This window comes from Brevibacillus antibioticus, from assembly GCF_005217615.1.
Taxonomy (GTDB): Bacteria; Bacillota; Bacilli; order Brevibacillales; family Brevibacillaceae; genus Brevibacillus; species Brevibacillus antibioticus.
Window position 1 is genome coordinate 5033394 of sequence record NZ_SZNK01000001.1, and the last position, 11891, is coordinate 5045284.

An 11891-nucleotide genomic window follows, 5' to 3' on the forward strand; every position below is an offset into this window, starting at 1 on the left:
TACTGCGATGCGTAAAGTTGTCAAAAGCTTGTTTGCGGTCGTCATGAGTATGAGTCTGATCACGGGTTGCTCCAGTGGGACTTCTTCGTCCACGAACAACGCGGGCCAAGGAGCCAATTCGTCAGGCAAAACAGAGCTGTCCTTCTATTATCCGGTTGCGGTTGGTGGTCCGTTGACCAAGATCGTGGACGGAATGGCAGAGGAATTTAACAAAGAAAACCCAGATATCAAGGTCAAGCCAGTCTATACGGGCAGCTATCAGGATACGACGACAAAAGTACAGGCAGCTGTACAGGGCAAGACTCCTCCCGACGTAGCGGTGATGCTCTCAACTGAGCTGCATACGATGATGGACATGGATGCAATCCTGCCGTTGGACGACTTCATTGCCAAGGATGGCGGCAGCGAATACGTAAATGATTTCTTCCCGGGCTTCCTGGCAAATTCCCAAGTAGACGGCAAGACATACAGCATCCCGTTCCAACGCAGCACCATTGTGCTCTATTACAACAAGGACGCTTTCAAGGAAGTCGGGCTAGATCCGGAAAAACCGCCGACATCCTGGGACGAGCTGGTTCAGTACTCTGCCAAATTGAAAAAGGACGGACGCTACGGTGTCGAGATTCCTTCATCGAGCTTTACGTATTGGATGTTCCAAGCGCTTGCTCTACAAAACGGCAAGAACTTGATGTCCGAAGATGGGAAAAAAGTGTTTTTGGATACGCCAGAAAATGTAGAAGCCCTGCAATTTTGGGTAGATTTGTCCAAAAAGCATCAAGTGATGCCTGAAGGCGTTAACGAGTGGGCGACTGTACCGTCTGATTTCTTGGAAGGCAAAACGGCGATGATGTTCCATACGACAGGGAACCTGACGAACGTGAAGAAAAGCGGGAAGTTTGATTTTGGCGTAGCGTTTTTGCCAGCGAAAAAGAACTACGGCAGCCCGACAGGTGGCGGTAACTTCTACATGTTCAAGGGAACGGATGCAAAGAAACAGGAAGCGGCATGGAAGTTCATTCGCTTTATGACCGAGCCTAAGCGCGCTGCTCAGTGGAGCGTCGATACTGGCTATGTTGCGACACGCAAGTCTGCATACGAAGAAGAGACGATGAAGCAATACGTCAAGGACTTCCCGGCAGCATCAGTAGCTCGTGACCAGCTGGAATACGGTCATGCGGAGATGTCTACACACAATAACGGCAAAGTGACAAAGCTCTTGAACGACACGCTGCAATCCGTGATCACTGGTCAATCCGAGCCTGCGGAAGCGTTGAAAAAAGCGCAGGAAGAAGCGGACAAGATGCTAGCACCGTTCAATAAATAAATCAAGCAGCAATGGGGGAGCGACAATGGGGGAACTACGCGCAAAATGGAAAGTGAACATGTACGCCTGGCTCTTGCTCCTTCCCTCCCTCATCTTCCTGCTGTTGTTTACCTTCTATCCGGTTATACAAACGTTCATACTCAGTTTTCATCAAGCGGATCTGGGTTCTCCAGAGCCGTTTTTTAACGGGATAGATAATTATAAACAAATGGTGGAAGATGAAGTGTTTTGGAAGGTGCTGACCAATAATATCTGGTTTGCCATCGGAACGGTGCCGACGAGTGTGGCTCTCGCGCTAGCTATGGCTATGTTCGCCAACAAGGCATTACGAGGGAAGAGCTTTATCCGCACGGCTTATTTTTACCCGACAGTTGTTCCGATGATTGCAGTGGCGAACATCTGGCTGTTTATTTACACACCAGAGTACGGAGCACTTAGTCATGTGATGGAGTGGTTTGGAAAAGGCGACATGAACTGGCTCGGCGATCAGAATAATGTGATGTGGGCGATGATCTTCATGGTCATTTGGAAGGAAGCGGGCTATTTCATGATCTTTTATTTGGCGGGGCTGCAAAACATTTCACAGGAGCTATACGAATCCGCCTCTATGGAAGGGGCATCGTCGTGGACGGTTTTTCGCCGCATCACCTTTCCACTGCTTATGCCAACGACGATGTTCGTCAGTATTATCGCCTTCACCAACTCTTTCAAGCTGGTAGACCATTTGGTGATCATGACCAAAGGCGGGCCGGATAATGCCAGCAATCTCTTGCTGTACTACATATACGAGACGGCGTTTTCTTTCTGGGATCAAGGAATGGCCTCGGCACTGACGATTGTCATGGTCGTGCTGCTCTTGCTAGTCGCTGCTTTTCAGTTTTTTGGTATGGATAAAAAGATTCATTACAACTAGGGGGGATGGCAGATGCTTCGCAAAATCACAACGGTTGGAATGTACGGCTTGGCCGTTCTCTGGTTGTTTCCTTTGCTCTGGGCGGTCTGGACTTCCTTTCGCCCGAGGGAGCTGGCGACTTCGTGGTCGTTCAGTACAGATTTTACACTCGATAACTTTGCGAAGGTGTGGGATGCAGCGCCCTTTGACCAGTACTACATCAATACCTTTTTGATCGTGACCGGTATTTTGGTGGCGCAAATGATCACGGCTACACTGGCAGCCTATGCCTTTGCGAAGCTGCAATTTTGGGGAAAGGACGTGCTGTTTGTCCTGTTCCTGGTCCAGCTCATGGTTCCAGCGGATATCTTAATTTTCCCCAACTATAACGTCCTGCGTGACTTGTCTTTGCTGGATACCAAAATCGGCATTATGCTACCGTATTTCGCTTCTGCCTTCGGGGTCTTTTTGTTGCGACAAACCTTCAAGACAATCCCGCACGAGCTGGAGGAGGCGGCACGGATGGAAGGCTGCTCCTGGTTCCAGATTCTGTGGCGGGTGTACGTTCCGTTAGCGAAGCCGACCTACATTGCGTTTGGCTTGGTCTCGGTCAGCTATCATTGGAACAACTTCATGTGGCCGCTGATTATTACGAATTCCGTAGAAAATCGCCCGTTGACGGTCGGTCTGGCGATTTTTGCCCAATCGTTTGAGACAGGGGCGCAGTGGGCCGAGGTAAGTGCAGCGACGGTCATGGTGATTTTTCCGTTATTGCTGGCATTTTTGTTGTTCCAGCGGCAGTTTATCAACAGCTTCATCCACTCCGGCGTGAAATAAGAGGGAGGGTCATGAATGATGAGAGACAAAAGCTCGTTTTCCGTATCCACCTATGCATTATTTGATCTGTCCTTGCGTGATGCTATTGTTCAGCTTTTGCACCATGATTGGAAGGCCATCGAGATTATGTGTGAAGAGAATCATGCCGACCTCTTGGACTGGTCCTGGGAGCAGCTGAGAGAGTTGAAGCAGCAGGGAAACGAGAGAGGGATTACCTGGTCGATTCACGCGCCGATTAGTGGCTGCAATCTGGCGGCGGACTCAGGACCAACCCGGGGGCAAACGTTGGACACGATGAAGCGCTGCCTGGAGATTGCCAGCTTTCTTGACTGCACACACGTCGTGATGCATGCGGGGGAAGTAGAAGACCGCCTCGTGGAAGGCGAGCGTGCCAGAGGTGTGGAAAATGTGAGTCAGGCACTCCACTTGTTGACCACCGAGCTGTCCGCAGAGGGCAGAACCATACTGACGGTCGAGAATGTTCCCCCTTATCCAAAAGTGCTCGGGTGGAACGTCGAGGATCTCGTGCGTATATGCCAGAATGTCGATTCGTCTCGCGTGCGGATCGTGTACGACGTAGGCCATGCCCATTTGATTCGTCCGGGATATGCAATCGATGCATTGCAGGAGGTGCTTCCTTATTTGTCCGCTCTTCACCTGAGTGATAACTTTGGCAAGCTCGACGATCATTTGGCAGTGGGTGACGGAACGATTCCGTTCGCATCGATCCTGTCACTTTTAAAAGACAACGGATTCGCAGGTCATTGGGTCGTGGAGACTAAGCAGCTTGGCTGCGCTGAGGTAAGTGTGGAACGGCTACTGAGGGCAGGAGGCGAATAACATGGACATGCAAACGATTTTGAAAACGAACCCGATTATTGCGGCAACCGAACAGGATCGCTTGGGAGAGGCGATGGCGTCCCGAGCCTGCGCGATCCTTTTGATGTACGGAAAGCTGACCAAGCTGATGGAGGAAGCCGAAACCATTCGTCAGTCGAGCAAGCCGATTTTTTTGCACACAGACCTCATGAATGGCTTGTCCAATGACAAGGAGGCTTTCCGCTTCTTGTCCACCTATCTCCAACCAACGGGCATTGTCACTACCAAAGGACCGATGATTCGCGCGGCCAAAAAGGAAGGGATGCTGACGATCCAGCGAGTCTTTTTGATCGATTCTACCTCTCTCACGACGACCATTAAAAACGTCTTGGAAAACCAGCCGGATGCGATTGAAATCATGCCGGGGATAGCGCCGTCTATTATTTCGTATATGAAGGAGCATTTGTCGCAGCCGATTATTTTAGGCGGGTTGATTTGGAATATGGAACAGGTTAACGAAGCGTTGAAGGGTGGAGCAGATGCTGTTTCGTTGAGTAAGTCGGAGATGTGGAACCATATGACTGTTTAGGAGAAAGGGCAGGTGTGTAAGCACCTGTCTTTTCTTTCGTCCATGTTTCTTACAGATATGTGTCCAAATGCCTACATGATTGGTAATCAAGCACGAGTAATTTTATAATGGAGGTAACAAAATTCTACGATGAAGAAAGTAACAGCGAAGCGACACCCTTCAGCGTGAAAAGAGGGAATATGGAACCAATTCAACTGATGGAAGCGGCAGAGCAATTTATCCGGACATGCTATCGTGAACTGGACAAGACATCGGACGAAACCGAGCGACGAATCCAGGAAGTCCGACAGACGATCGAACAGCAGGGATACTATGAGCATACAGCAGAGGAGCTTCGTCACGGAGCAAAAATGGCCTGGCGCAACAGCAATCGATGTATTGGGCGGTTCTTTTGGGAATCGTTAGTTGTGATAGATGAGCGGCATGTCGAAACAGAAGAGGAAATGGCGCAGGCCATGCTCCGACACATCGACTTTGCCACCAATGACGGGAAGATTCGCCCGACCATCACGGTATTTGCACCTGCTGTAGCAGGCAGAGCTCCCATGCGCATCTGGAATGACCAACTGATTCGCTACGCGGGATACGAGACAGAGCACGGCATACTGGGTGACCCGATATCGCTTTCGTTGACGAAGCTATGTGAGAGCCTTGGATGGCAAGGTAAAGGCACAAACTACGACGTTTTGCCGCTTGTCGTGCAAATTGGAGATCGGACACCGCAGTTTTTTGAGATTCCTCAGGAGCTGGTCTTGGAGGTGCCGATCGTGCATCCAGATTTGCCGGGCTTTGCTGATATGGAATTGCAATGGTACGGGGTTCCTATTGTTTCGAATATGCGCATGGAGATTGGCGGTATCGACTATTTGGCCGCTCCATTTAACGGTTGGTACATGGGAACGGAGATCGGTGCGCGCAATTTCGCTGACCAAGAACGATATAACCTGCTGCCAAAGGTCGCAGAGGTCATGGGGCTCGATACGAGCAGGGAAGTGACACTTTGGAGAGACAAAGCGCTCATCGAGCTGAATGTAGCCGTCCTGCATTCCTTCAAGGAAAAAGGAGTATCGATTGTCGATCACCACACGGCGAGCCAGCAATTCAAGCGATTTGAGGAAAGAGAAGAGAAATGTGGTCGAGCCGTTACGGGTGACTGGACATGGCTGGTTCCGCCGATCTCTGGAGCAGCTACGCATATTTTCCACAGTCTGTACGACAACACCATCCATACGCCGAATTTCTTTTACCAGGAAAAGCCTGTGCTCGGTAAAAAATAAGGTCTTCAAATGTCGCGAATGTGCTTCGCGGCATTTTTTTGTACGTGATGTCACATAGAGGGTGACATGGTACGTTATACCAGTTGGAAGGAGGGAGAGAGTGGACACGAAACAGATAGAAGAACTCGTGGATGAGATCATTCAGGGAGCGGATGACCGCTACGCTACCATCATGAAAAGCTACCAAACCCCGATATTTCACTACTGCTACCACATCTTGGGGAATCGGTTCGAAGCAGAGGATGCCACACAGGAGGTCTTCTTCAAGGCTTATCGTAGCTTGAAAAAATACAGTCCAACCATGCCCTTTGCAGCTTGGCTTTATAAAATAGCCTATCACCATTGCATCGATCTCATCAGAAAAAGGAAATGGACACAGCTGTTGCCATTTTTGATGCAGGACAAAGAGTCTCAATCAGACATCGAGCGGCATATTGAAAATGTTTATTTCAGTGAGGATGTATTTCTTGCTATGCAGACACTCTCGGTAGAGGAAAGAACGCTTCTCTTGCTGCGAGGCGTGGAAGAAAAGACCTACGAGGAAATTTCCTTGATCATGAACAAAAACGCTGCCAGTCTGCGCAAAAAATTCGAGCGTACGGCATCGAAGTTCCGATCCGCTTATTCTCCTTTCGGGAAAGGAGGGTCAACTCACGATGAGTCCAAACAAATCGCACGAGAATATTAAGGACCTGTTCAATGACCCGCGTATCCCGCAGGAGATTGACATTAGCAAGCAAGTGATGACCAAAATCAAACGAGACAAGGAGAGATTTTTTGTGAAATACAAGGTAAGCATATTAATCGCTATTGGTTTGATCGCCAGCATTTCATCGGGCTATGCTGCTGTCCAATACTATCAGTTGAAGAATGAGAAGGGCGAGGTTTTGTATGAGGAAAAGAACAGTTCACAGTATCAGGGCAAATCGAAAATCGTTAAAGAGTTAGAGCCCGAAAAGGAGAAATATTACGATAAACGTTGGGAAATTGAGGATACCTTGGAGCCGGGAACTGCGGCTGCTCTCTATATCGCCGTTTACAACCCAAAGAAAACGGTGGAGAGAGTCTCAAGACCGTTTGAATTTGCCACATTAACAGACCTTCGTAAGAAAATGGGGGAAGGGGTATATGTGCCTGAAACGCTGCCAGGAGGGTATCATTTTTTAGATGCTCGCTTCGCAAATGGCATCCAATTCGATTATGAGAAGTATGACAAGGAAGCTCTGTACAAACAAGCAGAAAAAGAGAAAAAAGAATTCGTCATGCAACCCTTGGAATGGACGAATGAGCTAGATTATATGTATGCGACATACAAGGATTCAGAGGGAAGCTATTTAAATTTCAACATCACCAATTACGAAGACGTTGAGGGCAGCACAACGTATGTAGTTGACCTGGATAAACAGAAAAAAGAGGTAATAAAAATAGGAAAAACGGAAGTGCTGTATACAGAAGAAGCTAGTGAAGACCGGGTTAGCAAAAGAATTGTCTGGGTAACAGAGGATTCCGGCAAGAAATTGCAGTATGAAGTATCGACAGACGGAGACAAATTGAACAAGGATACTATCAGCCAGTTCGTCAATGTTGTTGTCCCGAAAAACAAATAGCTCTTACTTCACAAATAGGAACCCCCGAACTCAGCTACTGATTCGGGGGTTTTGCCTGAACAAGTAGATTCCTCAATCAGGTGAGTATACTCAAAAGAACCGAGGATGTGCGATGAGTTAAGGAAAATTTTAGTTTTATCATACGATTTTATTTAACATTTCTTCTTACCCTAAATGTAGCAAGTAAGAGATTTACTTGCACATAAAAAAGGATATCAAAAGGAGCGAGTCTAAGAATTTCATTCGTTTTTTCTGAGGATGGCCAGAGAGTAACCATTAAAGACAGTAAATTAGGTGATTTCGAGGCTACGGTTAAAGATCTTTCCGCGAAGTTAGGTATCAAGGCAGATGATCTTAATCTATCTTCACATATCATTGAAATGAAACCCAATGCGACAGGCAGCAAGATTATTGTCAAAGAAACTTCCTTTAAAGGTGAAGTGAAAGAGTATGAGAGCAGCGATAATGATGTCCTCATGCTGTTCGGTCTTCACAAAGTAACGAAATAAGCCGGTAAGGTAATGCCGAAAAAATAAAACTACCAATGTCGCGAACATGCTTCGCGGCATTTTTTGTGACCAATTGTAAATGGTATCTCGGATAACGCGAAAAAGATGGGCAGAGCAATCTCTTTATGCTAAAATTCACGAGAATGATTATCAGTTTCAAGAGTTGATTCGTTGAAGGAGAGGTTCTTTTGAGAATGAGAAAATCAGGCTTAGATAAGATCATAATGGTAGCTCTTATTATGGTCATGATCAGCATGTTATCAGCTTGCGGACAGACACCAGCCAATCCAACTTCTCAACCTGCGCAGGAGGGTTCAGATAACGAGAGTAACAATGAATATATCACCTACGAGGCGTTTAATGGCACAGTGAGAATTCCTAAGGACCCAAAAAGGGCTGTGATACTTGCGGACAGCTATGTTGGACACTTTCTAACACTGGGGGTCAAGCCTATCGGTATCACGGACCATGCTATGGAAAACCCGTATTTTAAAGGAAAGCTGGATGGTATCGAGAGCGTGGGCGACGGAACATCGGTAGAAAAAGTACTGTCGATGAATCCTGATTTACTTATTGTATTTGAAGGGGATCAGAATATTGAGCAGTTTACCAAAATAGCGCCAACGGTAGTGATTCCATACGGAAAGAAGCCAATCCGCGAAGAACTGCGTGAGTTTGGGAAAATGACAGGAAGAGAAGACAAAGCGAATGAGTGGATTGCCGAATGGGACAAGAAAATTGCTGAGGCAAAACCTAAGGTGCAAGGAGCGGTAGGAGATAAAACCGTTTCGATTCTACAGCCGTACGCCAAGGGGATCTATGCGTTTGGGCACAACTTCGGAAGGGGTGGAGACATCCTTTACGGCGAATTTCAGTTGAAGGCTCCGAATGCCGTACAAAAAGAAGCTATTGATAGCAATACAGGCTGGGCGGAGGTCTCACTCGAAACACTGCCGGACTTTGCGGGAGACTACCTTTTTACCAGTGCATGGTCCGGAGATGATGCCAATCCAGAGAGTGTATACAGTACAAACGTTTGGAAAGGCTTGTCGGCAGTAAAAAATAACAAGGTTTTTCAGATCGATCAGAAAGGTTCCTATTTTAATGACCCGATCTCCTTGGAAGCGCAACTCACGTTCATTGTAGAAAAATTAACGTAGAAGTAAAACCCCCGAAACAAATGTAGCAAGTATGCTTTGCTACTATGATTCGGGGGTTTTTGTTATTTATCTAGCGGTTGTAATAACTGCTAAGAGCAGGGAGCAGACCCAACGGATTTTTCCGCAAATCCTTGGCACTAAAGAAAATACTGCCCTGAACCTGAGGAACCATCGCGTTGTAATTCAACTGGTTGATAATCTCCTGGGCACTCTGCCAGCCAGCCTCAGCCGTTCCCAGCTTGTATGGCGAATGACCGATGTAGAGCTTGACGTTCGTCCCTTGTACTTCGTTTGCCCACCAAGTAACGAGCTTGTCATATTGGGCAGGCGCGAAGGAAAGGCTCCAATAAATTTGCGGAGTCACATAATCGATCCATCCTTGTTGAATCCATGTGCGCACATCGGCAAACATGTGGTCATAAGCAGTAACGCCAGCTTTTGTATCGGAGCCGGTCGGGTCGACGTTGCTGTTGCGCCATACACCGAATGGACTGATCCCGAACTGAACGTGAGGCTTGACGCTCTTGATGGACTGATTCAATTGTTGAACAAACTGATTGATATTATCGCGGCGCCAGTCTGCTTTGGATACGATTTTTTTGCTGTTGTAAGCCTTGAATGCTGCATCGTCTGCAAAGGCGACATTGGAAGGATAGAAATAATCATCCAGATGGACACCATCGATTTCATAGCGCTGCACGACTTCCATGACTTCGTTGATAATTTGCTGACGTGCTGCCGGAACACCCGGATTGATGTACAACTTTTTGTTGGCATTCACAATCCAGTCAGGGTGCTGCTTGATCACGTGATTCGCTGGCAATTGGTCTGTTTTTGCATCGGTAGTGGCACGGAACGGGTTGAACCAAGCATGGAATTGCATCCCGCGCCTATGCGTTTCTTCTACCATAAAGGCAAGTGGGTCGTAGCCAGGATTTTTCCCTGGAGTTCCCGTCAAAAATCTCGACCATGGAGTGAGTGTAGAAGGGTACAGTGCATCTCCAGATGGACGCACTTGCACGAAAACAGCGTTCATTCCCATGGCTTGCAGTTCATCTAGTAGCTGTATGTATTCTTGTTGCTGTTTCGCTTGGTTTCCGTAAGAACCGGAAGAAGGCCAGTCCAAGTTGTAGACCGTAGATATCCATACCCCGCGCAAGCCTCCGTTTGTCACGATCGGCGTGCCTGGTGCCATACCGCCAGTTTCACTCGATACATCCGGTGGTTGTGGTGTCATGGTAGCGACGTTTCCGCTTTGCAGGCGAATGGTTCTTGTTTTGTCTTCCCATTTTACCTCAAGTCCCATTTGCTCGGAGACAAAGCGCAGCGGAACCATAATTCTTCCTTGTTTGTTCTGAACAGAAGCATCGAGTAGGACGCTATTGTTGTTCACGAGAGCGTTCTTTTGATTAACCGTCAGGGACAACAAGGTATCTTGCTTGCTGATCATTGCGGTTTGAGACTTTGGCTCCCAATTTACTTTGGCTCCCAGATTTTCACCGATCACCCGCATTGGGACCATCGTTACGTTTGCTTTTGGAACAATGTACGGAGCGACGTCACTTTTGATTTGTTGCCCGTCTAAATAGATGCTGATGCCAGAGGATGTCTGCGCGGCCTGCACGGAAATCCCCATCGTTGGAATACATAGTACGAACATTAGCAAAAGCATAAACCACTTGCGTACTTTCATCTTTGCCAATCCTCCGACAAGATAGATTTGCTTGAAACATTAGCCAATACGTTTGACGCTTTATTATATCGCTTTGTTACGCTCAAGTGGGAAGTTTCAGCAAAAAATGACGAAACTCATCGAAGAAAGGGAACCACCCAAGCTTCTCTGGCATAGGCAAAAGCATATGTTGTTTTCCTTCTGGTCATGGGACAAAAGTGAGGGAGAGGAGTGCAAGCATGAGTTCTATTCTTGCGCAAAAGGCACCGATTGTTTTTGTTCCGGGGCTATTTGGGTCGATGAGTGATCGAATTATTCCGGGTACTGGTGATTGGGGCTTCGGGTTTGCCCGAACGGCTTACGAGCCATTTATCCGTTTGCTTGGAAAAATGGGTTACCCCCTCAATGAACAATTGTTTGTAGCTTTTTATGATTGGCGAAGGCAGATCGATATCTCAGCCGAGCGCTTTTTGCTACCTACCATCGAGCGGGCGAAGCAAACAACCGGTTCCCCTTATGTCAATCTCGTTTGTCATAGCATGGGGGGGCTTGTTGCCAGAGCCTATGTCCAAAGCGGATATTATCAAAACGATGTGGATCAGCTGCTCATTTTTGCGACTCCCAACGCAGGATCGCCTGTCGCCTACAGCTATTGGGCAGGAGGGAAGCTGCCGCGCTCCGTTTCTGCCAAAAGAAATGTCATAGAGCTATACATGAATGTATATCTGGCCTATTTGGAGCAAAGCATTCCTTTTCATCGTATACAAGCTATTCACAGACACTTTCCCAGTCTCCTTGACCTTACTCCGTCAGCAGCGTATGGCGATTATTTGCTGGAGAAAAATCAGGGGGTAGAAGCTTTCGTCCCTTATGAAAAGATGGTCGTGAAAAATCAATACATGGATTACTTGAACGCAACGATGGGGATTATTGCAGCCCGCAATATTCGCGTCACGTTGGTAGCTGGCATCGGACACGAAACGATTCATTACCTGCGAACAGTCCCTTCGCTGTCTCCCGATAAATGGATCGATGGAAGAGTTGTGGGTTCGATCAATAGTGACGCTGGGGATGGGAGTGTCATGGCAAACAGTGTATTCGCGCTCGAAGGTGAGCGTTATTACGTAGAGGCGACACATCTGGAGATTTTATATAAAAGTGAACCGCTTCTCCGGCAATTGCTAGAGTAGGGAGAAAGAAAGGAC

The 11891-nt window shown here is 47.5% G+C and carries 11 protein-coding genes; 10 read left to right on the forward strand and 1 reads right to left on the reverse strand.

Features of this window, described 5'->3' with window-relative positions:
• The first annotated feature begins 7 nt into the window (after positions 1 to 7).
• From E8L90_RS24425 to E8L90_RS24470, 9 genes are all read left to right on the forward strand, one after another.
• Entirely contained in the window at positions 8 to 1324 is a 1317-nt protein-coding gene (locus E8L90_RS24425) for an ABC transporter substrate-binding protein (RefSeq protein WP_137031710.1), read from the forward strand.
• Between the two features lie 25 nt (positions 1325 to 1349).
• Positions 1350 to 2237: a carbohydrate ABC transporter permease gene (locus tag E8L90_RS24430; protein ID WP_137031711.1), complete on the forward strand. Its 888-nt coding sequence runs from the start codon at positions 1350 to 1352 to the stop codon at positions 2235 to 2237.
• A gap of 12 nt (positions 2238 to 2249) precedes the next feature.
• Positions 2250 to 3053 (forward strand): carbohydrate ABC transporter permease, encoded by an 804-nt coding sequence (locus tag E8L90_RS24435; RefSeq protein ID WP_137031712.1) that lies wholly within the window; start codon positions 2250 to 2252, stop codon positions 3051 to 3053.
• An 18-nt stretch (positions 3054 to 3071) separates the two neighbouring features.
• Positions 3072 to 3893: a sugar phosphate isomerase/epimerase family protein gene (locus tag E8L90_RS24440; protein WP_137033588.1), complete on the forward strand. Its 822-nt coding sequence runs from the start codon at positions 3072 to 3074 to the stop codon at positions 3891 to 3893.
• 1 nt (position 3894) lies between these two features.
• On the forward strand, positions 3895 to 4461 hold the full coding sequence (locus E8L90_RS24445) for a glycerol-3-phosphate responsive antiterminator (RefSeq protein ID WP_137031713.1): 567 nt from the start codon (positions 3895 to 3897) through the stop codon (positions 4459 to 4461).
• A 179-nt stretch (positions 4462 to 4640) separates the two neighbouring features.
• Positions 4641 to 5738: a nitric oxide synthase oxygenase gene (locus tag E8L90_RS24450; protein WP_137033590.1), complete on the forward strand. Its 1098-nt coding sequence runs from the start codon at positions 4641 to 4643 to the stop codon at positions 5736 to 5738.
• Between the two features lie 100 nt (positions 5739 to 5838).
• Positions 5839 to 6426 carry an RNA polymerase sigma factor gene (locus E8L90_RS24455; protein WP_137031714.1) on the forward strand — a complete coding sequence of 196 codons (588 nt, stop codon included), beginning with the start codon at positions 5839 to 5841 and terminating at the stop codon, positions 6424 to 6426.
• The gene (locus E8L90_RS24460) at positions 6395 to 7345 is read left to right on the forward strand and encodes a hypothetical protein (protein ID WP_137031715.1); all 951 of its coding nucleotides are present in this window, start codon (positions 6395 to 6397) and stop codon (positions 7343 to 7345) included. Before E8L90_RS24455 ends, E8L90_RS24460 begins: the two co-directional genes overlap by 32 nt.
• Positions 7346 to 8048: 703 nt before the next feature.
• The gene (locus E8L90_RS24470) at positions 8049 to 9014 is read left to right on the forward strand and encodes an iron-hydroxamate ABC transporter substrate-binding protein (protein WP_137033592.1); all 966 of its coding nucleotides are present in this window, start codon (positions 8049 to 8051) and stop codon (positions 9012 to 9014) included.
• A 70-nt stretch (positions 9015 to 9084) separates the two neighbouring features.
• Here E8L90_RS24470 and E8L90_RS24475 read toward each other — a convergent pair whose 3' ends face one another.
• Positions 9085 to 10707 carry a family 10 glycosylhydrolase gene (locus E8L90_RS24475; protein WP_137031716.1) on the reverse strand — a complete coding sequence of 541 codons (1623 nt, stop codon included), beginning with the start codon at positions 10705 to 10707 and terminating at the stop codon, positions 9085 to 9087.
• A 218-nt stretch (positions 10708 to 10925) separates the two neighbouring features.
• Between E8L90_RS24475 and E8L90_RS24480 the strand changes: the two genes are divergently transcribed.
• The gene (locus E8L90_RS24480; RefSeq protein ID WP_137031717.1) at positions 10926 to 11876 is read left to right on the forward strand and encodes a lipase/acyltransferase domain-containing protein; all 951 of its coding nucleotides are present in this window, start codon (positions 10926 to 10928) and stop codon (positions 11874 to 11876) included.
• Positions 11877 to 11891 lie beyond the last annotated feature (15 nt).